24 protein-coding genes, 1 tRNA gene and 2 pseudogenes are annotated in these 25,888 nt (G+C 62.2%); 18 read left to right on the plus strand and 9 right to left on the minus strand.

Translation table 11 applies throughout. The features are described from left to right. The first annotated feature begins 88 nt into the window (after positions 1-88). The 3 genes from HB777_10300 to HB777_10310 are packed head-to-tail and all read left to right on the plus strand — an operon-like array spanning position 89 to position 2,152. Positions 89-1,315 carry a hypothetical protein gene (locus HB777_10300; GenBank protein ID QND64259.1) on the plus strand — a complete coding sequence of 409 codons (1,227 nt, stop codon included), beginning with the start codon at positions 89-91 and terminating at the stop codon, positions 1,313-1,315. 2 nt (positions 1,316-1,317) lie between these two features. Beyond that, entirely contained in the window at positions 1,318-1,758 is a 441-nt protein-coding gene (locus HB777_10305; protein ID QND64260.1) for a pilus assembly protein, read from the plus strand. Continuing rightward, positions 1,748-2,152 carry a pilus assembly protein gene (locus tag HB777_10310; protein ID QND64261.1) on the plus strand — a complete coding sequence of 135 codons (405 nt, stop codon included), beginning with the start codon at positions 1,748-1,750 and terminating at the stop codon, positions 2,150-2,152. Before HB777_10305 ends, HB777_10310 begins: the two co-directional genes overlap by 11 nt. An 805-nt stretch (positions 2,153-2,957) precedes the next feature. On the opposite strand, the gene HB777_10315 is transcribed toward HB777_10310, so the two are convergent. From HB777_10315 to phaC, 3 genes are all read right to left on the minus strand, one after another. Next, positions 2,958-3,032: transfer RNA gene (locus HB777_10315), tRNA-Glu, on the minus strand. A gap of 468 nt (positions 3,033-3,500) precedes the next feature. Further along, a complete protein-coding gene (locus tag HB777_10320) occupies positions 3,501-4,739 on the minus strand; it encodes a YcbK family protein (protein ID QND64262.1) in 1,239 nt (412 codons plus the stop codon). Between the two features lie 215 nt (positions 4,740-4,954). Beyond that, positions 4,955-6,790: a class I poly(R)-hydroxyalkanoic acid synthase gene (gene phaC, locus HB777_10325; protein ID QND64263.1), complete on the minus strand. Its 1,836-nt coding sequence runs from the start codon at positions 6,788-6,790 to the stop codon at positions 4,955-4,957. Here phaC and HB777_10330 point away from each other — a divergent pair. The 8 genes from HB777_10330 (at position 6,778) to recJ (ending at position 14,083) form a co-directional block, all read left to right on the plus strand. After that, the gene (locus HB777_10330) at positions 6,778-7,281 is read left to right on the plus strand and encodes a hypothetical protein (protein QND64264.1); all 504 of its coding nucleotides are present in this window, start codon (positions 6,778-6,780) and stop codon (positions 7,279-7,281) included. The two genes, phaC and HB777_10330, sit on opposite strands and share 13 nt — an antisense overlap. A 44-nt stretch (positions 7,282-7,325) precedes the next feature. After that, positions 7,326-8,543 carry an LL-diaminopimelate aminotransferase gene (locus HB777_10335; protein ID QND64265.1) on the plus strand — a complete coding sequence of 406 codons (1,218 nt, stop codon included), beginning with the start codon at positions 7,326-7,328 and terminating at the stop codon, positions 8,541-8,543. A gap of 45 nt (positions 8,544-8,588) precedes the next feature. Continuing rightward, on the plus strand, positions 8,589-9,902 hold the full coding sequence (locus HB777_10340) for a homoserine dehydrogenase (GenBank protein QND64266.1): 1,314 nt from the start codon (positions 8,589-8,591) through the stop codon (positions 9,900-9,902). Between the two features lie 138 nt (positions 9,903-10,040). Beyond that, positions 10,041-10,397 (plus strand): hypothetical protein, encoded by a 357-nt coding sequence (locus tag HB777_10345; GenBank protein ID QND64267.1) that lies wholly within the window; start codon positions 10,041-10,043, stop codon positions 10,395-10,397. A gap of 71 nt (positions 10,398-10,468) precedes the next feature. Then, entirely contained in the window at positions 10,469-10,636 is a 168-nt protein-coding gene (locus HB777_10350; GenBank protein QND64268.1) for a hypothetical protein, read from the plus strand. A 204-nt stretch (positions 10,637-10,840) separates the two neighbouring features. Next, on the plus strand, positions 10,841-11,824 hold the full coding sequence (gene glpX, locus HB777_10355; GenBank protein QND64269.1) for a class II fructose-bisphosphatase: 984 nt from the start codon (positions 10,841-10,843) through the stop codon (positions 11,822-11,824). Between the two features lie 73 nt (positions 11,825-11,897). Beyond that, the gene (locus tag HB777_10360) at positions 11,898-12,122 is read left to right on the plus strand and encodes a hypothetical protein (GenBank protein QND64270.1); all 225 of its coding nucleotides are present in this window, start codon (positions 11,898-11,900) and stop codon (positions 12,120-12,122) included. Between the two features lie 176 nt (positions 12,123-12,298). Then, positions 12,299-14,083, plus strand: a complete 1,785-nt coding sequence (gene recJ / locus HB777_10365) for a single-stranded-DNA-specific exonuclease RecJ (protein ID QND64271.1) — start codon at positions 12,299-12,301, stop codon at positions 14,081-14,083. A 52-nt stretch (positions 14,084-14,135) separates the two neighbouring features. On the opposite strand, the gene HB777_10370 is transcribed toward recJ, so the two are convergent. Further along, complete coding sequence (locus HB777_10370; protein ID QND64272.1) at positions 14,136-15,107, minus strand: helix-turn-helix domain-containing protein; 972 nt, start codon at positions 15,105-15,107, stop codon at positions 14,136-14,138. A 158-nt stretch (positions 15,108-15,265) separates the two neighbouring features. On the opposite strand from HB777_10370, the gene HB777_10375 reads away from it, so the two are divergent. Beyond that, a complete protein-coding gene (locus HB777_10375; GenBank protein ID QND64273.1) occupies positions 15,266-16,723 on the plus strand; it encodes an MFS transporter in 1,458 nt (485 codons plus the stop codon). 86 nt (positions 16,724-16,809) lie between these two features. On the opposite strand, the gene HB777_10380 is transcribed toward HB777_10375, so the two are convergent. The 3 genes from HB777_10380 to folE all read right to left on the minus strand — a co-directional run bounded on the left by HB777_10380 (position 16,810) and on the right by folE (position 18,995). Further along, the gene (locus HB777_10380; GenBank protein QND64274.1) at positions 16,810-17,781 is read right to left on the minus strand and encodes a patatin family protein; all 972 of its coding nucleotides are present in this window, start codon (positions 17,779-17,781) and stop codon (positions 16,810-16,812) included. A gap of 84 nt (positions 17,782-17,865) precedes the next feature. Further along, a complete protein-coding gene (hisI, locus tag HB777_10385; GenBank protein QND64275.1) occupies positions 17,866-18,324 on the minus strand; it encodes a phosphoribosyl-AMP cyclohydrolase in 459 nt (152 codons plus the stop codon). Positions 18,325-18,359: 35 nt separating this feature from the next. Then, a complete protein-coding gene (folE, locus tag HB777_10390; protein QND64276.1) occupies positions 18,360-18,995 on the minus strand; it encodes a GTP cyclohydrolase I FolE in 636 nt (211 codons plus the stop codon). Between the two features lie 240 nt (positions 18,996-19,235). Here folE and HB777_10395 point away from each other — a divergent pair. After that, positions 19,236-19,684: pseudogene (locus HB777_10395) on the plus strand (iron-sulfur cluster assembly scaffold protein). 2 nt (positions 19,685-19,686) lie between these two features. Next, a complete protein-coding gene (locus HB777_10400; protein QND64277.1) occupies positions 19,687-20,184 on the plus strand; it encodes a cell envelope integrity protein TolA in 498 nt (165 codons plus the stop codon). 21 nt (positions 20,185-20,205) lie between these two features. On the opposite strand, the gene HB777_10405 is transcribed toward HB777_10400, so the two are convergent. After that, the gene (locus HB777_10405) at positions 20,206-21,123 is read right to left on the minus strand and encodes a LysR family transcriptional regulator (GenBank protein ID QND64278.1); all 918 of its coding nucleotides are present in this window, start codon (positions 21,121-21,123) and stop codon (positions 20,206-20,208) included. Between the two features lie 91 nt (positions 21,124-21,214). Here HB777_10405 and HB777_10410 point away from each other — a divergent pair, with 91 nt between their 5' ends. The 3 genes from HB777_10410 to blaOXA all read left to right on the plus strand — a co-directional run bounded on the left by HB777_10410 (position 21,215) and on the right by blaOXA (position 22,805). Next, positions 21,215-21,373, plus strand: coding sequence for a hypothetical protein (locus HB777_10410; protein ID QND64279.1), 159 nt, complete (start codon positions 21,215-21,217; stop codon positions 21,371-21,373). Positions 21,374-21,458: 85 nt separating this feature from the next. Further along, on the plus strand, positions 21,459-21,830 hold the full coding sequence (gene yidD / locus HB777_10415) for a membrane protein insertion efficiency factor YidD (protein ID QND64280.1): 372 nt from the start codon (positions 21,459-21,461) through the stop codon (positions 21,828-21,830). 147 nt (positions 21,831-21,977) lie between these two features. Next, on the plus strand, positions 21,978-22,805 hold the full coding sequence (gene blaOXA, locus HB777_10420; protein QND64281.1) for a class D beta-lactamase: 828 nt from the start codon (positions 21,978-21,980) through the stop codon (positions 22,803-22,805). A 3-nt stretch (positions 22,806-22,808) separates the two neighbouring features. Here the strand turns inward: blaOXA and HB777_10425 are convergent, their stop codons facing one another. Next, positions 22,809-23,645, minus strand: a complete 837-nt coding sequence (locus tag HB777_10425) for an SAM-dependent methyltransferase (GenBank protein ID QND64282.1) — start codon at positions 23,643-23,645, stop codon at positions 22,809-22,811. A 246-nt stretch (positions 23,646-23,891) separates the two neighbouring features. Between HB777_10425 and thrS the strand changes: the two are divergent. After that, positions 23,892-25,867: pseudogene (gene thrS, locus HB777_10430) on the plus strand (threonine--tRNA ligase). Positions 25,868-25,888 lie beyond the last annotated feature (21 nt).

Raw genomic sequence — 25,888 nt, forward strand, 5'->3', positions numbered from 1 at the left:
TTCTTTTGGAAGCCAATAGATCACTGATCAAAAATGAACGAAACTTTTTAGCCATTCGTTCATACATGCGTGCTTTCTAATCTAGGTCATGGCCTTCAATTGCTTAACCCGAATTCGGCTCACAACGGACGGTATGCGCCGGAGCACGGGCGCAAATGTTGCCACCATCTTCGCCTTGACCTTGCCGATCGTCGTCGGCGCCGCCGGCTTCGGTGTCGAGACCTCCTATTGGTACTACAACAGCCTGAGATTGCAGGCGACGGCCGATGCCGCCGCCTATGCCGGCGCGCTTGAACAGGTCTCGGGTTCAGACAAGCCGACGATCATCGCGGCCGCGACCCAGTCGGCAGCGTCGAATGGGCTGGGCTCGGGCACGATCGTCGTCAATACGCCGCCGGCGTCCGGACCGAACACGGCGAAGAAAGCGGTCGAGGTGATCGTCGGCCAGAAGCTCGACCGGATGTTCACCTTGATCTTCACGCAGGCCCAGGTTCCCGAACAGGCGAGGGCGGTGGCGCTCATCACCGACGCCTCGAGCGCCTGCATGCTCGCGCTCGATCCATCCGCTTCGCAGGCGGCGCTGTTTTCCGGCAGCACCAGCGTGAAGCTCATCGGCTGCTCCGTGATGTCAAACTCGATCGCCTCGGACGCCATCAAGCTTCAGGGCTCGGCGGGCCTCCAGGCCGATTGTCTGCTATCGGCGGGCGGTGTCTCCCTCAGCAATCCCGTTACGACCGTCTGCGCGGTCCCGATCACCCAGGCGCTGCCTGCCGCCGATCCATTTGTCGACCTGCCGGCTCCGACGCCCTCGACCCCCTGCCTGAACGACAACAAGGCAACGCTCAGTCCAGGCACCTATTGCAGCGGCATGAACCTAAAGGGCAATGTCTCGCTTTCGCCTGGCGTCTATGTTGTCCAAGGCAGCTTCAAGATAAACGCCAACGCGGCCATCACCGGCAGCGGGGTGACCATCTTCATGTCGGGCAGTTCGACAGTCAGCATGAATGGCAATGCCTCCGTGCAGCTCAGCGCGCCGACTTCGGGCAGCTATTCAGGCGTTCTCTTCTACGGCGACAGGACCGGTACCAGCGCATCCAGCACATTCAACGGCACAGCGGACTCGCTGCTGACCGGAGCCATCTACTTCCCCAAGCAGCAAGTGAACTACCTTGGCAACTTCTCGGGCAATGGCGGCTGCACCCGGGTCGTCGCCAATACGATCCAATGGTCCGGCAACTCAACCATCAATCAGGATTGCTCGAGCCTTGGAGTGCCCAACATTCCAGCCGCGCGGTCCGTGGCACTGGCAGAGTAGCCGTGGAACGCCGAGCGAGGCCGATCCTTGGCGATGATGCGGGCGTTGCGGCGGTCGAGTTCGCGATGGTGCTGCCCATCCTGTGCCTTGTGCTGCTTGGCATTCTGGACGGCTGGTCCTACGTAACGAGTTCGCTGTCCATGCGTGCCGGTGTGAAGACCGCCGCGAACCTGGTCATGAGCGGATCGACCGATGATGCGGCGATCCAGGCCGTTGCCATTGCCAGCTGGGAAAATCGGCCGGAGGACGGCCAGGTCACGCTAGGCCGGATCCGCATGTGCGGGACGACCGTGGTCGACGCTTCCACCATGTGCAGTGGGCCGAAGGTGCCGTCGATCTATGTCCAGATACAGGCGTCGGCCACCTGGGTGCCGCCCATTGCCTTCGGCGCCTTTGCTGCTTCCACCACGATCGGTCACCAGGAGATGATCCGTGTCCGCTAGGGGAAGCGCGTTCAGGTGGGATCGATCGGGCGGGGCCGGGCTGGAGTTCGCGCTGATCGCGCCTTTCCTCGTCATGCTGCTGTTCGGGATCTTCGCCTTCGGCTGGTCGATGCACTCGGTCTCCAGTGTTCGTTATACGCTGGAGACGTCCTCGCGCTCGTTGCAGCTTAAGAACACGCTGACCCAGGCCGACATCCAATCGATCGCCACGCAGAAATTGCAGGCCTTGGGGTTTAAGGACGTGAACGTCACGATCGCCATCGACCCGGCGAGCGGCGGCTTCCGCATGGCGCATCTGACCGCCACCTATGCGTTCGTCATCGACTTCCCTTACTTCAGCGCTTTCCCCATCAACTACGCGACAACCGTTACCGTGCCGCTGGTCGGCGGCTAGGCTCTGGCAGGATAGCGATCGACGAGACCGCGCGCTGGGGTTCTGCTTATTTGTACGCCTTGAGCGCGATCAGACCACAGAGAATGATTATCGCTGTCAGGATCAGCGCCCACGACACGACGTTGTGCGATAGACGCCTCCGGCGACCGCGCAGGGCTCGGTCTCGCCAGCGTTTAGCCTGATCAGCTCCTATGTTTAGTTTATCCACGCCCGTCTCCCATGAGCAGAATGCGACTCATGCCGGCTGGTGTCCAGATCGGCGCCGCTTTTGGCGGTCACGTGACGCAAGCCTGGCACGCCGGCCGGCTTTCGATGGCATAGGGCTATCTTATATATTCGTTAATGCTAATATAAAGATGACGTTACGTCATGTCCGGGCATTTCTCGGAGTGTGCATTGTGGGGGTTCCAATGAGAGTGGCTATATTTTGCGCGGCTGTCGTGTTCGCAGCGACTGGTGTTGCGGTTGCCAAGGAGAAGAAGGTGGCGGTCAGTGACGCCGCCGCCTTGTGTTCAGCCAAGCCGTCAACCAAGAAGCCCGTTCCAAATCTGGACTGCAGTTTTACCGGAACTGCCAAACCGGAAGATAGCGGCGCAAAGGCAGAGCCGCGCCTTGGATACGACTCGAATCCTTGGATCATAACTGGCTTTTGACGTCGTCTTGGCGGACGCCGAGTTGAAGCGCTGAGGGAGGCCGCCCTAACGGCGGACTCCCGTTTCAGCATTGGCTCTCACACGCAATGCCGTCCTCGCGGTAGCGCCAACCGGCCGGGGCATGTCCAATTGCAAGTTGCGTGTGAAATATCTGGTACGCCCAAGGGGAATCGAACCCCTGTTACCGCCGTGAAAGGGCGGTGTCCTAACCGCTAGACGATGGGCGCGCTCAGACGAAGCGGCTTATACTGGCGTTGTGCGCAACCGGCAACCCGTCAGGTGCCACGTTGGACAACTTTTTTCCGGGCCTGCCAAATCAGCGATTTCGCGAGGGTTGGCAGGCTTTGATGATTAGCGGCGACACCATCGTTTCGTCATCCACGGGCGGAGCAAGGAGCGCAGCGACGCGGCGCGGACCCCTGGAGCTGCTCCGCAGCCCAAGGGATACATGCCGCGACTCCGACGCGTCACCACGGTCCAGAATTCTGTTCCGCCGCATTCTTCGGCCAAGGTCGCGGCATGGATCCCAGGGTCTCCGCGACGGAGCTTCGCTCCTGCTTCGCCCAGCGATGACGAAGTCGGGAGGCTTCGGCCAATCCCAAACGTCTGCGACGGTCCATAGGACCCGAACGTCAGAGATGGTCCGCCAGAATAACTTGCCTGCCAACAGACCCCAGATCGTCTGCGCCGAAGAATTAGCCGTCGCCACCGCTGCGCCGGCGGCAGCGCCAGTTCCAGTCGCGCTCGGGGCCGACATCGACGTGCACGGATTCGGTGTGGCAATAGGTGCCGACGCCGCCGCGGCCGGGCATGGTCCTGATGTAGCTTGCCAGCTCCCATTTCGAAACGCCGGGCACCTGGATGTCGGCGGCGGCGCAATACATGTGTAGCGAATTCTTGGCGCCGTTGGCGCGGCGGTTGCGGGCCGGGTCGCGATAGCCTGATGTCACCGTCATCTTGCGGCCGTAGTGGCCTTCGATCGTCTTCAGCACGCGCACCAGCGACGGCTTCAGGCAGGCCACATCGACGCTCTCGTTCTGCTTGAGCAGCCCGTTGGGCGCCAGGCGGGCCATGCCGGCGGCGGACGCAACCTGATAGGAGCCGCCGACCGGCCCCTCATCCTCGTTGAGGTCGACGTCGCTTTCGTCGTCGAGGCCGGACTTGCGCTTGATTTCGAACAGGGCTGTCTGGCGCACGCCGGGCAGGGCGTCGCTACCAGTGATATGGCCGCTCTCGTCGCCGAGCGAAGCCAGTTGCACCGGTTTTGCCGTGGAATCGGCCGAAGCGAGCGTGATGATCGGCTTTGCCGCTGCCGTCGCCGGTTTGGCTTGCTCCGCGGGCTGTTCGCTCGACCGGGCGTTGTTGATGAGGGGGGCTGGTGTCGCCGAGGCGGGCGTTGCGCCAAACATCGAGGCCAGGAAGCCCTTTTTCTTTGGTGCTTCGGCCTGGGGCATCTCGCCAGCCGTCACATAGACCGGATTGTTCATGGCTGGGGCGGCGGCTGGCTTGGGCGCGTTTACGCCGGCATCTGCGGCAGCGATCTGTTGGGCAACCGCGTCGTTCTGCTGCGCCGTCTGCGCCTGCTGCGTCAGCGACTGCGGCGTGGTGCCGACGATCGTTTCGGCGCCGGCCGGAGTGGTCAGCGGAAAGGCGGCCGCGGGATTGGCCATCGGCACATAGGCGACCTTCTCGGGCAGCGCCGTATCGCTTGCCGTCATCACGGTCGTCTGCTCGGTCGAATCGGAAGTGACGGTCGCCTTGCCGCTGGAGGCAGTACTTATGTCCGATGCGGTGGCATTGTAGCCGGGCATTCCGACCGACATTGTCGGGTCGCCAGCCGAGGTGCAGGAGGCCAGAAGCAAGGAACAGAGCGCTGCCACAATGGCGCGGCGTTCTCCCTTTGCGAGGCTCCATCCTGCTGATTTCAAAGTCAAATTCCCCCTCGATGTCCGGTCGGCATATCCTGGTGCGGCACGCATACGCCGCTGCCAAGGTGACCGTTGTCTCCGATCCGGAAACGAGACCTGTGTCAAATCCGCAAGCCTGGAAGTATTTTTGCAGTGATTGCCGAATTACGGCTGCTCGATGGTTGACGACACCATTTCGCCCGCTTTTGACGGCCCGTCAACTCACCAGACATTACAGTCCGTTACACACGCACCTTCACATAGGTACCGGGAGCATCGCCCAAGGTTTTCATATGCTTGCCGGGTTTGCGGGCAGGCACGCGGGTGTTGTCCTTAGCCTCTATCCAGCTCTGCCAGTGCGGCCACCAGGATCCTGGATGATCGGTGGCCTTGGCCACCCATTGGCCGAAGTCGCCCGTTGGCGTTCCTCCGGTCCAGTATTGGTATTTGTTGGATGCCGGCGGATTGACGACACCGGCGATATGGCCCGATCCTGCCATCACGTAGTCGACCTTGCCGCCGAAATATTTCGAGCCGAGGAACACCGAAAGCGCCGGCGCGATGTGATCTTCCTTGGAGGCGAGGTTGTAGACCGGGATGGTTATGTCGCCGAGCGAAACCGTGTGGCCCGCCAGTTCCATCATGCCTTGCGAGAGGTTGTTCTCGAGATAGCAGTTGCGCAGGTAGAAAGAGTGATTGGCCGCGCCCATGCGGGTCGAATCGGCGTTCCAGTAGAGCAGGTCGAAGGGCAGGGGATCCTTGCCGCGCATGTAGTTGTTGACGACATAGGGCCAGATCAGGTCGCCCGAGCGCAGCATGTTGAAGGCGGTCGCCATCTTGGTGCCGTCGAGATAGCCCTTTTCGCTCATCGACTTTTCCACCGCCGCGACCTGCTCTTCGTCGACGAACACTTTCAGATCGCCGGCATAGGTGAAGTCGACCTGGGTGGTGAAGAAGGTCGCCGACTTGATGCGGTCGTCGCCCTCGCGCGCCATCAGTGCCAGCGCGGCCGCCAAAAGCGTACCGCCGACGCAATAGCCGATGGCGTTGACCTCGCGTTCGCCAGTGGCCTTCTCGACCGTGTCGAGGCCATATTGCAGGCCTTCGCGGATATAGGCCTCCCAGCCCTTGGCGCCGTGGCGCTCGTCCGGGTTGATCCAGGAGATGACGAACACGGTGTGGCCCTGTTCGATCGCCCAGCGGATGAAGGATTTCTGCGGGTTCAGATCGAGGATGTAGAACTTGTTGATCCATGGCGGGCAGATCAGCAGCGGCCGCTTGAGCACCGTCTCGGTCGCCGGGTCATACTGGATGATCTCGGCGACATCGCTGCGCCCAACCACCTTGCCGGGGGTGGTGGCGATGTTCCTGCCGATCTCGAAGGGTGAATAGTCGGCCTGGCGCAGCTTCAGGTCGCCTTTGCCGGCGGCGATGTCCTCGGCCAGCATCTTCATGCCGCGCACCAGGTTCTCGCCATTCGAGGCGACGGTTTCGCGAAACAGTTCCGGATTGGTGAGGATGAAATTCGACGGCGAGATGGCGTTGGACACCTGCTTGACGTAGAAGCCGGCCTTGTGGCGGGTGTGCTCGTCCAGACCTTCGGCGTGCTCGACCAGATCGGCCGCCCAGCGCGAGGTGACGAGATAGGCCTGCTTGAGAAAATCGAAGAAGGCGTTGCGGCCCCATTCGGGGTCGAGGAAGCGCTTGTCGCCGCGCTCCGGCTTGACGGCGTCTTCGGTTTCTTCCGCGGCGTTGCTGGTGCGCTGAATGGCGTTGGCCCAGACCGTCATGTAGCCGGAGAACAACCGCGTCTGCGCTTCCAGCGCGCGCTGCGGATCGGAAAGCCAGTATTCGCTGAGCTTGGAAAAGGTCTTCACCATGTCGACAACCGGCTCGGCGACGTGATCGCGCACGTCGCCTTTTTCGCGCGGCTCGGCCCAGGCGGAAGCGGCCTTGCCGGCCTGCTCGATCATGCGCGCCATGTTCAGGGCGAAGCGTTCCGGGTCCTTCACCAGATATTGCTCGACGGTCGAAGGCTCGTCATCTTCCGCTTTGCCCGAATCGGGTGTTTTGGACATGGTTGGCGGGGTTCCTCCCGAGGCCTTTTCTTGACATATTAACATGGGACATCCGACCGGGTCCAATCTCGCTCTACCTCGGCTGCCAAGGAAACAATATGACGATTAATATTGGCGAGACTGTTTTTTTCAGCGCTGGACGTTTTTGCCGCATCGGCGCGGCCGTTGTGCTCATGGGGATTGCCGGGTGCTCAAGCACCAACACAAACGGCCCGACGTCCGTTGCTGCGGACACCGGTCCGAAGGATACCGGCACCTTTCCGAACCTCAACATCAAGCCGCAAGTGGCGGCGGCGCAGTTCACGGAAGCCGAGAAGAACGCCAAGCTGGCGCAATTGAAGGCGGACGAGAATGCGCAGGCGGCCAAAGGCGGCGGTCCGAAGGTCGCCAACCAGGCGGCGCTCACGGATCTCGCCAAGAAGCATGGCGACGAAACGCTGAAGCAGATCGAAGCCAAATGCGACCCCGCCCTCGACCCTACCTGCAAATAAGTATATAGCGCGCGCCCAATACCCCTTTGCTGTCTGGAACTGCCATGGAAGAATTTCACAAGGTCCGCCGGCTTCCGCCTTACGTCTTCGAGCAGGTCAACCGGCTCAAGGCCAGCGCCCGTTCGCGCGGCGCCGACATTATCGACCTCGGCATGGGCAATCCGGACCTGCCGACGCCCAAGGCCATCGTCGACAAGTTGTGCGAGGTCGTGCGCGATCCGCGCACGCATCGCTATTCCTCGTCGCGCGGCATTCCGGGCCTGCGCCGTGCCCAGGCCGCTTACTATGCCCGCCGCTTCGGCGTGAAGCTCAATCCCGATACGCAAGTGGTGGCCACGCTTGGCTCCAAGGAAGGCTTCGCCAATATGGCGCAGGCAATCACGGCGCCTGGCGACGTGATCCTGTGCCCGAATCCGACCTATCCGATCCATGCCTTCGGCTTCATCATGTCGGGCGGCGTCATCCGCTCGCTGCAGGTGGAGCCGGACGACGGCTTCATTCCGGCGCTCGAGCGCGGCGTCAAGCATTCGATCCCGAAGCCGCTGGCGCTGATCCTCAACTATCCGTCGAACCCGACGGCGCTGGTCGCTTCGCTCGATTTCTACAAGGACGTGGTCGCCTTCGCCAAGAAGAACGACATCATCATCCTGTCCGACCTTGCCTATTCGGAGATCTATTTCGACGGCAATCCGCCGCCCTCGGTGCTGCAGGTGCCGGGCGCGATCGACGTCTGCGTCGAGTTCACCTCGATGTCGAAGACCTTCTCGATGCCGGGCTGGCGCATGGGCTTTGCCGTCGGCAACGAGCGGCTGATCTCGGCCCTGACCCGAGTGAAATCCTACCTCGATTACGGCGCCTTCACGCCGATCCAGGTGGCGGCGGCACACGCGCTCAACGGCGACGGCGCCGACATCGCCGAGGTCCGTGACATCTATCACAAGCGCCGCGACGTGATGGTCGATGCCTTCGGCCGCGCCGGCTGGACCATTCCGGCACCGGCGGCGTCGATGTTCGCCTGGGCGCCGATCCCGGAGCCGTTCCGGCATCTCGGCTCGCTCGAATTCTCCAAGCTGCTCATCGAACATGCCGACGTCGCGGTGGCGCCCGGTGTCGGCTTTGGCGAACATGGCGACGATCACGTGCGCATTGCGCTGGTCGAGAACGAGCATCGGATACGGCAGGCGGCGCGCAACATCAAGCGCTTCCTGGCGACCAGCGCCAAGCAACCCAACAATGTGGTTCCGCTTTCCGCTCACCGGTAAGTTTGCCGCACGCAATTTGATCTGACTTGAGGGACGTCGCCGGACATGGCTGAAGCATTGCGTGTTGGAATTGCCGGCCTCGGCACGGTTGGCGCGTCGGTGGCGCGCGTGCTGCGCGACAAGGCGGCGGAGCTGACCCGCCAGTGCGGTCGCGACGTCATCGTCACCGCTGTGTCGGCGCGCGACCAGAAGCGTGATCGCGGCGTCGATGTCAGCTCGGCAAAGTGGTTCGACGATCCGATCAAGATGGCCCAGACCGCCGAAATCGACGTATTCGTCGAACTGATCGGCGGCGACGAGGGGCCGGCGCGCGCATCGGTGAAGGCGGCACTCGAAGCCGGCCGTCACGTCGTCACGGCCAACAAGGCGCTGCTGGCCAAGCATGGCGTGGCGCTGGCCGAGATCGCCGAGAAGAAGGGCGTGCTGCTCAATTACGAGGCGGCTGTGGCGGGCGGCATCCCGGTCATCAAGACGATGCGCGAGGCGATGGCCGGCAATTCGGTCACCCGTGTGTTCGGCATCCTCAACGGCACCTGCAACTATATCCTGACCCGCATGGAGGCCGAGGGCATCTCGTTCGACGCCTGCCTGAAGGACGCGCAGCGGCTGGGTTATGCCGAGGCCGATCCGACGTTCGACATCGAGGGCCAGGACACCGCGCACAAGCTGTCGATCCTGACCAGCCTTGCCTTCGGCACCAGGATCGCCGCCAACGACATCTACATGGAAGGCATTTCCAACATCACCCAGGCCGACATCCGCGCGGCCGGCGATCTTGGCTACCGGATCAAGCTGCTTGGTGTCGCCCAGCGCACCGAGAGCGGCATCGAGCAGCGCGTGCACCCGACCATGGTGCCGACCGCCTCGGTCATCGCGCAGGTGCATGGCGTCACCAATGCGGTGGCGATCGAGACCGACATTTTGGGCGAGCTGCTGCTGTCCGGCCCCGGTGCGGGCGGCAACGCCACCGCCTCGGCCGTCATCGGCGACATCGCCGACATCGCCAAGAGCCGGCCCGGCTTCCAGCACGGTCCGGTTTTCGGCCGGCCGGCGAAGGAGCTGAAACCGTACAAGAAGGCGCAGATGCGCAGCCATGCCGGCGGCTACTTCATCCGGCTGACCGTGCATGACCGCATCGGCGTGTTTGCGGCAATCGCCAAGCGTATGGCCGACAACGACATTTCGCTGGAATCGATCGTCCAGCACGCGGTCAACGGCGAGGCGGCAGCACAGAAGACAGTGATCCTCGTCACCCACGAGACGACCGAGGCCGCCGTGCGCAAGGCCGTCGACGGCATCACCAAGGACGGCCATCTGACCGACAAGCCGCAGGTCATCCGCATCGAGCGGGCAGGGTAGTTTTCCCGCCCGATAGCCCGCGTGGGACAAGAAACCCACGGGCATAGAGGTCCGGCCTGACGGCAAACAGCCGCTTCCGGCCGGAACGAATTCGCGCCGCCGCCGTTCTCTTGGTCAGCAACCAGAGGGAGCCGCTTCATGGCCGACACCAACAAATCCGACACTCCTGATATCGACGATATCCAGAAGACGCTGGAAAAGCAGATTGCCGAACTGCGCAAGGAGATCACCAAGATCAACAAGAGCATTTCGGCGCGGGGCGCGGAAATGCTCGATGACGCCAGCGAACAGGCTTCCGATTTCTACGACACGGCGGCTACCCGTGCGTCGCGAACCGCCCAACAGCTGCGCAGCCAGGCCCATGCTGTTTCGGAAGTCGCGCGCGAAAATCCAGGTACGACGACAGCCGTGGTCGCCGTGATCGGCCTGCTCGGCTTTCTGGCCGGTTTCGCCATTGGCCAGTCGACGAACGATACGTCGCGCCGCTGGTATTGACCACGGCGCGATAGGGCCGGTTTCTCCGGCCCATTTCCCTGTTTTCAGCACATTATTTTAAGGAGGGCACCATGGCTTCATCCGCGTTGATCAGCATCCTGATCACATTCCTCGTCATCATCCTCGTTCTCTATCTGGTTCAGCGTCTGCCGCTCGATGCCCGCATGAGGCAGATCGCCCAGATCATCGTGATCATCATCGGCATCATTTCGCTGCTCAAATACCTCGCGGTTTTCTAGGCCGCGAAGGGCGCCGATTTTCATTTTTCCAAGCCGGCCCGGTTCCTTTTGACCGGGCCGGCGTCGTTTCAAAATGCGGTTTAATCGATTGATATTGCTGGCTATTCGATAAAACTTTCGGTGGGTCTTGCCGTTGTCATGCTCGTTTGACAAAACAGGCCCGCCTCCGGCGGGAGGCCGCATTGCCAACGAGGAAATCACCAGATGAATGTGGCCCAGAACATCGTCGCCGGTCTTGACCGGATACTCACCATGGAACTGGTGCGCGTCACCGAACGGGCCGCCGTCGCGGCCGCCAGGCTGCGCGGGCGCGGCGACGAAAAGGCCGCCGACCAGGTCGCCGTGGATGCCATGCGCCAGGAACTCAACCGGCTTGCCATCAAGGGCACGGTGGTGATCGGCGAGGGCGAGCGCGACGAGGCACCGATGCTCTATATCGGCGAGGAGGTCGGCTCGGGCAAAGGTCCGGCCGTCGATATCGCACTCGATCCGCTCGAAGGCACGACGATCTGCGCCAAGAACCTGCCCAATGCGCTCGCCGTCATCGCGATCGCCGAAAAGGGCAGCCTGCTGTTCGCGCCCGATGTCTATATGGACAAGATCGCCATCGGTCCGGGCTATGCGGACGGCGTCATCGACATCGATGCCTCGCCGGCAGAAAACCTCGCCAATCTCGCCCGGGCCAAGGGCGTCGCCATATCGGATATCACCACCTGCATCCTCGACCGGCCACGTCATGCCAAGCTGATCGATGCCGTACGCGCCACGGGCGCTGCGATCCGGCTGATCGGCGACGGCGATGTCGCCGGCGTCATCCACACCACGGATCCGGAAGAAACCGGCATCGACATCTATCTCGGCACTGGCGGCGCACCCGAGGGCGTGCTGGCGGCGGCCGCGCTGCGCTGCACCGGCGGCCAGATGCAGGGCCGGCTGATCCTCGATACGCCGGAAAAGGTCGCACGTGCTGCAAAGATGGGTATTTCCAATCCGAAACGGGTCTATCGGACCGAGGACATGGCGCGCGGCGACGTGCTGTTCGCGGCCACCGGTGTCACCGACGGCAACATGCTGGCTGGCGTCAAGTTCGGCCGCAATTACATCACCACCCACACGATCGTGCTGCGCTCGTCGTCGCGGACGGTGCGCGAGATCAAGGCCAGGCATCAGGACCTGGATAAGTTCTGACGCTCGCTTGCGAAGCCACCTTGCAATTGTTAGCCATTCGGGCGCATCCGATGCTGGCTGCAAGGATTTGACGATGAAACCGTTCGACTGGCACGCGGATCCGATTTCGCGCGCCACCGCGATCACGAAGTCCTATCGCAACACCCAGAACGTGCGCCGCTTTCTCACCCGGGAATGCGGCGATGCGTTCAGGTTCGACCGGCCTTTCATGGCCTGGCTCAAGGACGGTGCGGACAAGACGATGGGCGATGCGGCCGACGAATGGCTTCGGCGCCAGGCTGAAAAGCGGAAAGCGTAGTTTTCTTGACATCATCCGCGACGGCGCACCCGTGAACCGCTTGGCTTTGCCTGCCTTTGGCCTAAAGCGCATCGCGTTCACGCGGCGCGCTTTTATGTATGTCGTTGTCCCAAAACCGCTGCACACTTTTGGGCGACATGCACTATCGTGCGGCCAATCATGAGTTGGCAAAGCGTATGACCGGCGAAAAACGCCTCTTCCTCGATGTCAGGCAGTCGGCTACCGGGGTCTCCTGGGAGCACCGGCTGACCGAGCGGCAGGACATGATCGCGCTCGCCATCGCGCAAGGCCATGGCGTGCCCGACATCGTCGCGCGGGTGCTTGCCGGTCGCGGCGTCACCGCCGAGCAGACCGAGCGGTTTCTCGACCCGACGATCCGCGACCTTCTGCCGGATCCGGCATCGCTGACCGACATGGACAGGGCGGCGGCGCGCATCGCCGCCGCGGTGATGGCCAGGGAAAAGGTGGCGATCTTCGGTGACTATGATGTCGACGGCGCCGCCTCGTCCGCCTTGCTGAAGCGGTTCCTCACGCATTTCTCGGTGCCGTCGGAAATCTACATCCCGGATCGTATTTTCGAGGGCTATGGACCCAACCCCGACGCCATGCGCGAACTTGTTTCGCGTGGCGCGACACTGATCGTCACTGTCGATTGCGGTACCAACAGCGCCGTTTCCATCGATGCCGCCAACGAGGCCGGGGCCGATGTCGTGGTGCTCGACCACCACCAGGTCGGCGGTGCCTTGCCGGCGGCAATTGCCGTCGTCAATCCCAACCGCGACGACGACCTTTCAGGGCAGGGCCATCTCTGTGCCGCCGGCGTGGTCTTCCTCGCCCTTGTGCAGACGGCCAAGATCCTGCGTGCCCGCATGCCCGATGCCGCACCGCCGGACCTGCTTTCGCTGCTCGATATCGTGGCATTGGCCACCGTCTGTGACGTGGTTCCGCTGACCGGCGTCAACCGCGCCTTCGTGGTCAAGGGGCTGCAGATGGCGCGCCAGCAGAAGAACGAAGGGCTGGCGGCACTGGCACGAGTGTCGCGGATCGGCGAGCCGATCAGCACTTTCCATCTGGCCTATCTGATCGGCCCGCGCATCAATGCCGGCGGGCGCATCGGCGATGCCGCACTTGGCAGCCGGCTGCTGGCGACCGACGATCCGGTCGAAGCGCGCACCATTGCCGAGACGCTCGACCGGCTCAACCAGGAACGGCAGCTGATGGAGCAGGAGATGCTCGCGGCAGCGCGCGCCGAGGCCGATGCAGAGCTTGCCGGCGGCAATGGCCCGGCGATCGTCGTCACCGCCAGCAACAGCTGGCATCCGGGCATTGTCGGCCTGCTCGCCTCGCGGCTGAAGGATCATGCGCGGCGGCCGGCCTTCGCCATCGCCTTCAACGCTGTGGGCATCGGCACCGGCTCGGGCCGTTCGGTGTCGGGTTTCGACCTCGGCCGGCTGGTGCGCGAGGCGGCCGATGCCGGGCTGATCGTCAAGGGCGGCGGCCATGGCATGGCGGCGGGCATCACCGTGGAGCGGGCGAAGCTTGGCGAGCTCAGGGCGTTTTTCGAAGAGCGGGCGGCGGCCGATGTGTTCCGGCTGCAAGGCGAGGAAAGCCTGGCGATCGACGGCGCGCTTGCCGCCGAAGGCGCCACACTCGGTCTGCTCGACGCGCTGGAAAAGGCTGGACCGTTCGGTGCCGGGCACGCAGCACCCGTTTTCGCGCTGCCGCGTCATCGGTTGGCGGACGCCAGGCCGGTCGGCACCAACCACATCCGTGTCGAGCTGCAATCGGAAAGCGGCGGCCGCATCCAGGCGATCGCCTTTCGCGCCGTAGACACCGCCCTTGGCGAATTCCTGTTCAAGAACCGGGGCAAGACGATCCACGTCGCCGGTTCGCTGTCGGGCAATTACTGGAACGGCAACCGCACGGTGCAATTTCGCATCACCGATGCGGCGCGGGCGTGAGGTTCTTGTGGGACCGAACCGTAGCTTGCGCGGCAAAGCCGCCTTGGGCGATCTATGATCGTATCTGCTTTCGAAATTCGCCCGGCGCCATTCCGGTCGTCTTGGAAAAAGTGCGGCTGAACGAAGCGACATCCTGGTAGCCCACCCGATAGCAGATCTCCGAGATGCTTAGCTTCGTTCCCTCAAGCAGCGACCTTGCCAATTCAAGCCGTCTTTCCTGGATCCATTTTCCCGGCGTGGTCTTGAGGTCACCGGCAAATCTGCGAGACAGCGTTCTCGCAGACATGCCAAGTCCCGCCGCGAGAGAGCTCAAATCGATTTCCCGTATTTTGTTTTCCGTGAGTTCACGCAGTTTGGTCTCCAGCGGATTGGTCTCTTTCGGCAGTTCTTCGAGTGGGAATTCGTAGGGGCTCTGAAATTTACGCGAAGGCGGGAGAACCAAGAGCTTTCGGACGATCCGCTCCTCCTTCGAGAAACCCAGATCGATCAGCAAGGCCTTGGCGAGTTCCAGTCCTGAAAATCCGCCGCCGCAGGTGTATAGGCGACCGTCGCGAACAAGCATGCGCGACGAGTCCCATTGAACTTGCGGAAATCGGCTGCTTACGTGGGATTTCAGCCACCAGGATATCGTCGCGCGCTTGCCGTCCAGCAGGCCTGTATCGGCGAGCAGATAACATGCACCGCAATGTGCCGCGATGATTGCATCCTGTTGTTGTGCGAGCGCGATCAGCGGTTTTGAGTACTCGCTCTCCTGGTCAAGCGAGCGCAGAAGTTCGGGAATCTCGACACCCGGCATCGCGATGAGGATCAACACATCCATTTTTCGGGACGGTTGCGTCTTCGCAGGGAAAGAAATTCCAGCCGTCGAAATTGCGGGCGGCGCCCTGGAAACGAACTCACAGGAAAGAACCTGTGAACCGCAGACGTCATTCACGAGCTGAAACATTTCGACCAGCGTCGAGACAACCGCCGAATAGAAATCGGACGGCAGCCAGATCACCACGTGGATAGATTTGGCAGCCATTCGCGGCACTCCCGGTGTCGTTATCTTTGGATGGCAAGTTTAGCACAATCTTTGTCAAAAATGCCAATTCCGAAACAGGCGCTGCGCCTCCAGGGTAGCCGCATGCGGGCCTCGCTGTCGAAGAGCAGGCTGCGGAATCCATAACTGGGAAGATGCAAATGCAGAAATCGTTGAATCAAATCGATACGGGAGCACCACGCTGGTCCGGGCTCAGGCTCGCGCTGCTGGCATTCGCGCAGTTCATAATCGCGATCGACTACAACATCGTCTATGTCGCGCTGCCGGATATCGGCCGGGATGTCGGCTTTACGCCGCAGTCGCTGCAATGGGTGGTAAGCGCCTACGCCGTGGCTTTCGGCGGCTTCTTGTTGCTCGGCGGTCGGGCGGCCGATCGGCTCGGCCCACGGCGCATGTTCATGCTGGCGCTCGTGCTCTATGGCGTCTCGTCCTTTGCCGGCGGATTTGCACCTGACGCTCTCACGCTGGTGATCGCTCGGGCCGTTCAGGGCTTGGGTGGGGCGCTTCTGTTTCCCGCAACGCTGGCGCTGATCAACACGAGCTTCGCGGAAGGTGCCGAACGCAATCGGGCGCTGGCGGTCTGGGGCGCCACGGGAAGTGGTGGCCTGGCGGCCGGTGCGATCATCGGAGGTGTCCTCACCAATGGCTGGGGTTGGCAAGCGGTCTTCTTCTTCACCGTTCCATTGGCTTTGGGCGCCGCTCTTATCGCTGCACCGGCTCTTCTGGCACCCGATCCGGTGGGCAGAGGCCAGCGGCGGAGTTTTGATCTGCCGGGTGCGCTGGTTGTCACGGCAGCCGCGACATTGCTGGTGTTCGGTCTGGCCAGCGGGCCCGAGGTGGGCTGGAATACGGTTCGCAGCTCTGGATCGCTTGTGATTGGCGTGCTGCTGCTTTGTGCGTTCATTCTCATCGAGAGACGCGTGCGCGATCCGCTCGCGCCACTGCGGCTGTTTGCCAATCGCAGCCTCGTCACGGCCATGGGGGTGAGTTTCTTTCATCACATGGCGCTGAGTTCGGGTTACTACATCCTCACGACCTATTTTCAGAACCTGCTCGGCTACAATGCGCTGGCCGCCGGCCTGGCATTCGTTCCGCTTGGTGTGCTGGCGATGATCGGTGGCGGCAAGGGCGCCGCGCTGCTGCTCACCAAATGGGGGACTCGCGCCACCATGTTCGCCGGCATGCTCATCTATGGGATCGGGCTGGTGGCGATCGCTCTTGCGCTGTCGCCAGGCGGTTCGTATTGGGCCGTGCTGCCTGGGATCCTCATCTACGGTTTCGGTGGTGGTATCGCCTTTACGACGCTTTTCGTAGCCGCCGCTTCCGGAGTTGCCGCCAACGAACAGGGGGTCGCGTCGGCGCTGGGGTCGACCTCCTTGCAGATCGGCGCGGCCTTGGGTCTTGCCGCTGTTCTCGTCGTGGCCAATGTCGGTTTGGGCGGCGAGGCCGCTGCCGCATCGGATATCGTCAACGGATTGCGTATGGCAGGATTGTTCGCCGCCGCCGCCGTTTTCCTCGGTTCGGTGCTGGCTCTGATGCTTAAGCAGAATCCGGGGATAGCTCAGGACGCCGCCGCTTCTGCGGAAGCTGCCCGCTGATCTGTCCTCGGTCGCCGGTGCTTGAAGCGCGTCGAGTTCAGTCGACGCGCTTCAACTTTTTGTTTCCATGGATTGGGAGAGATGCGTCAGGCGAGAACGGACTGCAGCCGGGTCAGCTCGCCGATCTGGGCCATCGTTGCCTGATAGCCGAGGTTGATCGCCTCGTCGGCGCGGTGGAACTCGGTCAGGCCGATATGACTGAGCTTCGGCTGCAGCGACATGTCGGGCGGATCGCCGGCAAGCCTGGCGCGCGAAATGCGGTCCTGGATGATGTTGAAGGCCTCGACCATGACGCCGGTGATGCCGAGCCTGGTCTGATGCGACTGGCGCTCAGCGTCGACCTGGCCGGGCCTTGGCGCGTCCTTTTCGATAACCAGCTCGCCGGCGCTGTGTTTTATCACCGCGGCGCGGCCGAACAGGTCGTAGTGAAGATTGACCGCCACGACGAGCGGCTGCTCGTAAGCGCGGCAGACCGAAACCGGCACCGGGTTGACCAGGGCACCGTCGACCAGCACGCGGCCGTTGCAATTCACCGGCTCGAACACGCCTGGCAGCGCGTAGGAAGCGCGCATGGCTGTGATCAGCGAGCCGCTCGACAGCCAGATCTCGTGGCCGGTGCGGATTTCGGAGGTGACTGCGACGAACGGCTTGGCCAGGTCCTCGAAACGAATGCCGGCCATGTGCTCGCGCAGCCGGGCGTCGAGCTTCATGCCGCCGAACAGGCCGCTGCCGCGCAAATTGAGATCGAGCAGGCCGAAGATGCGTCGCTTGGTCAGGCTGCGGGCGAATTCTTCGAGCTCGTCCAGTTTGCCGGCAAGGTAGCAACCGCCGACCAGCGCGCCGATCGAGGTGCCGGCGATCATCGACACTTCGATGCCGGCTTCATCCAGCGCGCGCAGCACGCCGATATGCGCCCAGCCGCGAGCGCAGCCGCCGCCCAAGGCGAGCGAAATACCTGTTTTCTTGGGAGGGTTCGTTTCGGACGCGCCGCCTGACGAGGACAGGCCGTTGGCCTCCCTGACATCTGGTCTGTTACGCAATGACGCCCACTCGAGCATCATAATCTCCCTTGTCCCACTCCCTTTCTACAGGAAGTACGTTTGAGAATAGTGAATATGAGTGGTTTGTGAATGTTAAATGGTTCACAAAGGCTTCCGATACGTCGTTTCCGCATCGAACAGCGGTTTGCTGCCGTCGTCGGCAAGCGTCCCCTTGCCATCGACCAGCCCCACCGTCCGATAAAAGCATGAACGCCGGCCGGTGTGACAGGTTGCGTCGTGGCCCAACACTTTGACGTGCAGCCACAAAGCATCCTGATCGCAATCGGTGCGCATCTCGACGACATGCTGGAAATTGCCCGATGTTTCGCCCTTCTTCCACAGCGCGTTGCGCGAGCGAGACCAGTAGTGGGCGATGCCTGTCTCCAGTGTCAGCGCCAGCGCCTGCGCATTCATGTGCGCAACCATCAACAGCATGCCGTCCGCGGCGTCGGTGACGACGACCGTGACCAGCCCGGCAGCGTCGAAGCGCGGTGAAAACACCGCGCCTTCTTCGAGAGCCTTCTTGTCAGAAGGAGCTTTTGGAAATTCCAGTGCCGACATCGCCGGTCCTTGATCTAGCGACGTCGGCTGGGGGCTTACGCCCCGCCGCCGCGCACCATGGTTACGAAACGAACCTGCTCTTCGGGCGTGTCCTTGAAGACACCGGTGAAGGTCGAGGTCAGCGTAGTGGAACCCTGTTTGCGGATGCCGCGCATGGCCATGCACATGTGCTCGGCCTCGATCATGACGGCGACGCCGCGCGGATTGAGCACGTCCTGGATGACGCCGGCGATCTGAGCCGTCAGGGCCTCCTGAGTCTGCAGGCGGTGGGCGAAGATATCGACCACGCGCGCAATCTTGGATAGGCCGACAACCTTGCCATCCGGCAGATAGCCGACATGCGCCTTGCCGATGATCGGCACCATGTGGTGCTCGCAATGCGAATGGAAGGTGATGTCCTTGACGATGACCAGGTCATCGTAGCCGGCGACCTCCTCGAAGGTGCGGCCAAGCTCCTCGGCGGGGCACATGTCGTAGCCGCCGAACATTTCGCGGTAGGCCTTGGCCACCCGCTTTGGCGTGTCGATCAGCCCTTCGCGGTCCGGATTGTCGCCTGTCCAGCGCAAAAGCGTGCGCACGGCGGCCTCGACTTCGGCTTCGCTCGGCCGGTCGGTAACCGGCTTCTCCATATAGGCTGACTGGGGCATGAGTTTCTTGATGACGGCATCCATAAAAGGCGTCTCCCGTAGTCCCTCTCGGCGGAGGAACGAGTTGAACGGACCACGACCTTTCGGTGTCGGAAACTCGCCCCGTTTCCAGCCCCGTAAGTGGCGTGAACTTCCCGGCAAGGACACTGGCTTTCGTTGTCTTGTCGATACCGGACTGCCAGCATTATATATGGTCATGACGAGCGAAAGGAAGACACGACAGCGGCAATCGCTGTTCGCTTGGCGGCGACGGATTGGAAAATAATGATAAACGACGTCTACAATGCGAAAATTCTCGGTTTTGCCGGAAACATCGCCCGCATCGGTCGTCTCGATCATCCCGACGCGAGCGCCAAGGCGCATTCCAAGCTGTGCGGCTCGACCGTCACCGTCGACCTCAAGATGCGCGATGGCGTGGTCACGGACTTTGCCCATGACGTAAAGGCCTGCGCGCTCGGCCAGGCGTCGTCCTCGATCATGGCGCAGCATGTCGTTGGCGCGAGTGCCGAGGAATTGCGCGCGGTGCGCGACACCATGCTAAAGATGCTGAAGGAAAATGGCGCACCGCCGGACGAAGTCGCTTCGCGGACCTCAGATATTTGGAGCCGGTGCGCGATTACAAGGCCCGTCATGCCTCGACCATGCTGACTTTCGATGCCGTGGTCGACGCAATCGGCCAGATCGAGAAGAAGCGCGCCGAAGAAGCGGCCTGACCTTGGGATTTGCTCTTTCCACGGTGCGCGGGGTTGGCGATGGCAAGCGAAATCGTTGTTTCCGGAGCCTGGTGTTCGCCTCCAGCCTTGCCGTTTCACTCGTGTCGGGCGGCGGCTCGAGCCGCGCCGACGCTGACATGGCAATCCAGCGGGATATCGGCGACTACCTCATGAAGGCCATCCAGGTGTGTTGGAACATACCTGCAAACACCAGAAGCGTTGCACGCGTTCAGATCAGCCTGAACAAGGATGGGTCACTCGCCGGCCCGCCAAAAATCGTCAGCCCTGTAACGCCGCCGCTGGACAAGGTGGCCGAGTCCGCCGTCCGGGCTATCGCACGCTGCGCGCCATTTCCCAGGCTGACATCATATGCCGCCCACTACGATATGTGGCGCGATGTCATCCTCACATTCAACCCGGGAGAAGCCTCGCCGGGCGAGCTTCCGGCCGCGGATGAGCTCGACAAACTCTTCGAAAAATATAGCAAGAAGACAAAGTAGCGGGAGCCCGGCCGGTAGGGTTCAAGCCTGCGCTTCCAGCACCCGTCTGCTTTCGGCGAACTCGCTTCTGAGCCAGTCGGCGAACGCGGCGGCCGGCTCGGACAGATCGCGCAAGCTTCTGGCCACCAGCCAATAGGCGCCGGATGCGACATCGATGTCGAACGGCTTGATCAGAGCGCCGGATGCGATTTCGCCGCCGATCTGCAAGAGATCGCCCAGCGCCACGCCGTGTCCGAGCAGGGCGGCCTGCTTTGAAAGCGACGCATCCGCCAGCATCGGACCCCGCGCCGGTACGGCATCGGCCGGTACGCCAGCGGCTTCGAACCAGCGCGCCCAACCCTGACGGTTCTCCTCGTGCAAAAGCGTGTAGCGACGAAGATCGATGGGCTTCTCGAGGGCAGGGCCCGAGGCAAGCAGCGCCGGCGACAGAACCGGCGAATCGACTGTCGAGGCAAGCCGCTCAGCCTGGCTGCGCGGCCACGAGGCGGCATGCGCACTGAAGCGCAAGGCAAGCTCCGGCTGATCGCTGCGGAACTCGATCAGCCTTGGATCGACTTCGAGAGAGACGTCGATATCGGGCCGCAATTGGCGAAATCGATTGAGCCGGGGGACCAGCCACACGGATGCAAGCGACGGCTCGACACTGACGCGAACCACGGACTGCGCCGGCGTCGCTACCAGGTCCCCAAGCAAGGTGTCGATGGCGTCGAAACTTCTGACGAGCTGATCCAGCAGACGCTGGCCGGCGTCGGTCAGTTCGACACGGCGATGATGGCGTTCGAACAGGGGCTGGCGCAGGAAGGTTTCGAGTTCGCGGATCTGCCGGCTGATTGCCGCCTGCGAGACGAAAAGCTCCTCGGCGGCCCTGCTGAAGCTCAGATGCCGGCCAGCCGCCTCAAAACTCCTCAATGCCGTCAGCGGCAAGCGTCCGCGCTTCATTCGCATAACCCAGGATTATCCGAAGTGGAAATTATACTCGTTTGAAGGCGAAGGCCAGCGGCGGTCTAATCCATGTCAAAGGAGACCGATCATGATCCAGTTGCTGAGCATCTTTGGCGATGTCATGCGGATCGCAACGTTTCAATGGCGCGACGAAAGACAGCGTGAAAAACGCCGCGAAGAGCCGACCTGTTCCGGCCGCTGGGCGCCTTCGACGGACAGGCAGCCGTTTCGCCGTTTCCGCTCGTGAGGATGGGAGCGCGCAAGGAGCGGGGATTGCGTTCTCCTGACGAAGCCCACATCTATCGCTTGGGCAACGCGATACGGAGACTGTGGTGCGCGACCAACATGGGCATGCCCATAGTGCCGGACCGCCAAAGCGCGGCCGCAACTGGCCCGGCCCGTGGCGCAAGACGCCGGGCCGCCTGCTCGGCACGTCGCTCGTGCGCCTTTACCAGCTGACGCTGTCCGGCTTTGTCGGCAATTCCTGCCGGCATCTGCCGACCTGCTCGGAATATGCGCATGAGGCGATAGCCCGCCATGGCTTGTGGGCCGGCGGCTGGATGGGATTTTTCCGCGTGCTGCGCTGTGGGCCATTCGGCACGCATGGCATCGACCGCGTGCCGGAAGCGCTGGCGGAGCGCTATCTCTGGTTCACGCCGTGGCGGTACTGGCGGATCGGCAGCAAGCGTGGCGAAGCGGGCTGATGGCGCCGGTCATCTCCCGGCGGCACTGCGCGTTTACGATCTGGTAGGGTTAATACAAGCCTGCACAAAGACTGCGCATTTGAGACAAAATCGAGACAAGAGACCCCGCTAAGCCGCTCGCGAACCCCCTTCTGGAGCGAGCAGAAAATGCGCAATTTCGACCGTCTTCCCTTCATCTTTGCCGGGATCCTGTTCCTGCTCGCCTGGCTGCTGGGATTTCCGCTGCGCGCTCAATCGGCACCGCTGGGGGATGTGCATTGCACGCTGATCGTTGATGCCGCGAGCGGCAAGGCGCTTTACCAGGATGGGATGTGCGACCAGAGGTTCAGCCCGGCATCGACGTTCAAGGTGCCGCTGTCGCTGATCGGCTATGACAGCGGGATCCTGAACGACGAGCACACGCCGAGCTGGGATTACAAGCCTGAATTCAACGCGGTGAAACGGGACCAGAAGACCGTCGATCCGGTGATCTGGGAGCGCGATTCGATTATCTGGTTCTCCAGGGAAATCACCCGCAAGCTTGGGTCGGAAAGCTTTGCCTCCTATGTCTCCAAATTCGACTATGGCAACGCCGACGTTTCCGGCAATCCTGGCAAGAATGATGGTCTGACCCAGTCCTGGGTGAATTCTTCCCTGAAGATCACACCGGTCGAGCAGGTCGATTTCCTGCGCAAGCTGCTGGCCCGCAAGCTGCCGGTCTCGGCCAGGGCCTACGAGATGACATCGGCCATCATCCCGACCTTCCAGGCCGGAGGCTGGACGGTGCAAGGCAAGACCGGCAGCACCAGGCTGCGCAACGACGCCGACAAGGTCCAGGACAAGCGCTCGCTTGGCTGGTTCGTCGGCTGGGCGCAAAAGGATGGCCGCAAGATCGTCTTTGCGCGGCTTGTCGTCGACACCAACCGCACCGATATGCCGAAGGGCCTCAAGACCCGGGCCGCGTTCCTGAAGGATCTGCCGCTGCTGGTGAAATGAGTCTCAGGCGGTTCGGCGGGCACGGATGATGTGGCCGCCGGAATTGTTCGTCATTCCCTTCGGCGCCCCGGAAAAGCGGGCGGCGATATCGCCGCTCTCGATGTCTTCGATCTCGTCGAAGCCGAACTCACCCAAGGATTTCGCCAGTTCTGTCGGAACAAAGAAGCTGATCCATGGCTCCCCGACAGAAGCGACACGCGCCGCATGGAAGGCGAGGGCGGCCTTTCCCGCCGCATCGCGGTTCTCAGCCGGTTCGCTGTAGTCGAACACGACTTCCGAGCCGGGGACGTCGGCTATCCAGAACAGCGTGTTGAAGATCGATTCCTTCGTCAGATAGGGAACAACGCCCAGCCAGATGAAGAAGCTCGGCTCGGTCGACTGCAAACCGGCCGCAACCAGTTCCGCGGACAGGCTTTGCCGCTCGAAATTGACCGGCACGAATCTGGTAGCGGGTGGCTCGGCAAGGCCGCTATCGGCGATGCATTTGCGTTTCCAGGCTTGCGTGGCCGGGTGGTCGACTTCGAACACGCTGAGATCCGGATACGGGTTGCGCAGCGAAAACGTATCGAGGCCCGCGCCAAGCACAACAAGTTGCCTGATGCCGCGACGCACCGCCGCTGCCAGCCAATCCTCGGCAAAGCGGGCGCGCGCGGTCACGAACAGGCGCATGCGCCGGCTGCGTTCGTCTTCCTGCTCAAGCTCTTGTGCGGCGGGAGCAGCCTCACCCAGAATCGGGATCGCGAAGGGATCGCGAAACAGCGCTGCCTGCGGTGAAAACTGATGGAGTGCCCTCATGCGGGCGACGCCAAGGGCGGTTCGGCTGGGTGTTGCGTCTTCCATGTCGGCAATTCCAGACGATTGCGGGGCTATCCGCAAGCCTGGGTGACGGGCCTGCGACATCTTGGCGACATTTCCTTAAGCTACACCAGTCAGCGCTCTTTACCTGGGCCGGCACTGCCTCTAAAACCCGCCCGCTGCCGGACGCATCCGGCTTACTCTTTGCATGTCGTATCTCCAAAACCATTTTTGGGCGACATGCATTTCAACCACCCGCGCTCGTTTGCGGGACTGGATAGGAGATACATGATGCTGAATTCCGTTTCCCTGACATTTCCCGATGGCTCCGTCCGCGAATACGACGCAGCGATGACTGGTGCCGGCCTGGCCGAATCGATCTCGAAATCGCTGGCCAAGAAGGCGGTCGCCTACTCGATCGACGGCGTCGTGCGCGACCTCAGCGATCCGCTCGGCAAGTCTGGCAAGGTCGAGATCGTCACCCGCGACGACCCGCGCGCCCTGGAACTGATCCGCCACGACACCGCCCACGTGCTGGCTGAAGCCGTGCAGGAATTGTGGCCGGGAACGCAGGTGACCATCGGGCCGGTGATCGAGAACGGCTTCTATTACGACTTCGCCCGCAACGAGCCGTTCACGCCTGACGATTTTCCGGTGATCGAGAAGAAGATGCGCGAGATCATTGCGCGCAACAAGCCGTTCACCAAAGAGGTCTGGTCGCGCGATAAGGCAAAAAAGTGTTTGCCGACAAGGGCGAACGCTACAAGCTGGAGCTGATCGACGCCATTCCCGAGGATCAGGATCTCAAGATCTATGCGCAGGGCGACTGGTTCGACCTTTGCCGTGGCCCGCATATGGCCTCGACGGGGCAGATTGGCAACGCCTTCAAATTGATGAAGGTGGCCGGCGCCTATTGGCGCGGCGACTCGAACAACCCGATGCTGACCCGCATCTACGGCACGGCCTGGGCCGACCAGGCGCAGCTCGAAGCCTACCAGATGATGCTGGAGGAGGCCGAGAAGCGCGACCACAGGAAGATCGGCCGCGAGATGGACCTGTTCCATTTCCAGGAAGAGGGGCCGGGCGTAGTCTTCTGGCACGCCAAGGGCTGGAAGATGTTCCAGAACCTGGTCAACTACATGCGCCGGCGTCTCGACGAGCAGGGCTATCAGGAGGTCAACGCGCCGCAGGTTCTCGACAAGAGCCTGTGGGAGACGTCAGGCCACTGGGGCTGGTATCGCGACGCCATGTTCAAGGTGACGGTCGCCGGCGACGACACCGATGACGACCGCGTCTTCGCGTTGAAGCCGATGAACTGTCCGGGCCATGTGCAGATTTTCAAGCATGGGTTGAAGTCTTATCGCGATCTACCCGTAAAACTTGCAGAATTTGGCAATGTGCACCGTTACGAGCCGTCGGGCGCATTGCACGGGTTGATGCGCGTGCGCGGTTTCACTCAAGACGATGCGCATATCTTCTGCACCGAGGAACAGTTGGCGGCGGAATGCCTGCGCATCAACGATCTGATCCTGTCGACCTATGCCGATTTCGGTTTCGAAGAAGTCAGCGTCAAGCTTTCAACACGGCCGGACAAGCGCGTCGGCACCGACGAGGCATGGGACCATGCCGAGGCGATCATGGGCAACGTGCTGGAGACGATCAGGGCAAGATCCGGCAATCGGATCAAGACCTCGATCAATCCGGGCGAGGGCGCGTTCTACGGGCCGAAGTTCGAATATGTGCTGAAGGATGCCATCGGCCGCGAATGGCAGTGCGGCACGACGCAGGTCGACTTCAACCTGCCGGAGCGCTTTGGCGCCTTCTATATCGGCTCGGATTCCGAGAAGAAGCAGCCTGTCATGGTGCACCGCGCCATCTGCGGCTCGATGGAACGCTTCCTCGGCATCCTGATCGAGAACTATTCCGGCCACTTCCCGCTGTGGTTCGCGCCGCTGCAGGTGGTGGTGGCGACGATCACGTCCGACGCCGACGGCTATGCGACCGAGGTGGTGGCAAAGCTGAAGGCCGCGGGGCTGTTGGCGGAAGCGGATCTGCGCAACGAGAAGATCAACTACAAGGTCCGCGAGCACTCGCTGGCCAAGGTTCCAGTCATCCTCGTCTGCGGCAAGCGGGAGGCGGAGGAGCAGACGGTCAACATGCGCCGGCTGGGCTCACGCGACCAGGAATCGCTTGGCCTTGACCAGGCGATCGCGCAACTGACCGAAGAAGCGATCACGCCCGACCGCCGGCGCAAACGCGCGGCCTGATTGGCATAGTTTCGACCAAAT

This window comes from Mesorhizobium loti (assembly GCA_014189435.1).
GTDB classification, from domain to species: Bacteria; Pseudomonadota; Alphaproteobacteria; order Rhizobiales; family Rhizobiaceae; genus Mesorhizobium; species Mesorhizobium loti_G.

What these genes read in the sequence shown, in the direction of transcription:
- HB777_10300 (QND64259.1), top strand. Translation starts at nt 89, where the DNA reads ATGGCCTTCAATTGCTTAACCCGAATTCGGCTCACAACGGACGGTATG.
- phaC (QND64263.1), bottom strand. Translation starts at nt 6,790, where the DNA reads ATGTCCAAAACACCCGATTCGGGCAAAGCGGAAGATGACGAGCCTTCG.
- HB777_10335 (QND64265.1), top strand. Translation starts at nt 7,326, where the DNA reads ATGGAAGAATTTCACAAGGTCCGCCGGCTTCCGCCTTACGTCTTCGAG.
- HB777_10340 (QND64266.1), top strand. Translation starts at nt 8,589, where the DNA reads ATGGCTGAAGCATTGCGTGTTGGAATTGCCGGCCTCGGCACGGTTGGC.
- HB777_10345 (QND64267.1), top strand. Translation starts at nt 10,041, where the DNA reads ATGGCCGACACCAACAAATCCGACACTCCTGATATCGACGATATCCAG.
- HB777_10350 (QND64268.1), top strand. Translation starts at nt 10,469, where the DNA reads ATGGCTTCATCCGCGTTGATCAGCATCCTGATCACATTCCTCGTCATC.
- glpX (QND64269.1), top strand. Translation starts at nt 10,841, where the DNA reads ATGAATGTGGCCCAGAACATCGTCGCCGGTCTTGACCGGATACTCACC.
- HB777_10360 (QND64270.1), top strand. Translation starts at nt 11,898, where the DNA reads ATGAAACCGTTCGACTGGCACGCGGATCCGATTTCGCGCGCCACCGCG.
- recJ (QND64271.1), top strand. Translation starts at nt 12,299, where the DNA reads ATGACCGGCGAAAAACGCCTCTTCCTCGATGTCAGGCAGTCGGCTACC.
- HB777_10370 (QND64272.1), bottom strand. Translation starts at nt 15,107, where the DNA reads ATGGCTGCCAAATCTATCCACGTGGTGATCTGGCTGCCGTCCGATTTC.
- HB777_10375 (QND64273.1), top strand. Translation starts at nt 15,266, where the DNA reads ATGCAGAAATCGTTGAATCAAATCGATACGGGAGCACCACGCTGGTCC.
- HB777_10380 (QND64274.1), bottom strand. Translation starts at nt 17,781, where the DNA reads ATGCTCGAGTGGGCGTCATTGCGTAACAGACCAGATGTCAGGGAGGCC.
- hisI (QND64275.1), bottom strand. Translation starts at nt 18,324, where the DNA reads ATGTCGGCACTGGAATTTCCAAAAGCTCCTTCTGACAAGAAGGCTCTC.
- folE (QND64276.1), bottom strand. Translation starts at nt 18,995, where the DNA reads ATGGATGCCGTCATCAAGAAACTCATGCCCCAGTCAGCCTATATGGAG.
- HB777_10405 (QND64278.1), bottom strand. Translation starts at nt 21,123, where the DNA reads ATGAAGCGCGGACGCTTGCCGCTGACGGCATTGAGGAGTTTTGAGGCG.
- HB777_10410 (QND64279.1), top strand. Translation starts at nt 21,215, where the DNA reads ATGATCCAGTTGCTGAGCATCTTTGGCGATGTCATGCGGATCGCAACG.
- blaOXA (QND64281.1), top strand. Translation starts at nt 21,978, where the DNA reads ATGCGCAATTTCGACCGTCTTCCCTTCATCTTTGCCGGGATCCTGTTC.
- HB777_10425 (QND64282.1), bottom strand. Translation starts at nt 23,645, where the DNA reads ATGGAAGACGCAACACCCAGCCGAACCGCCCTTGGCGTCGCCCGCATG.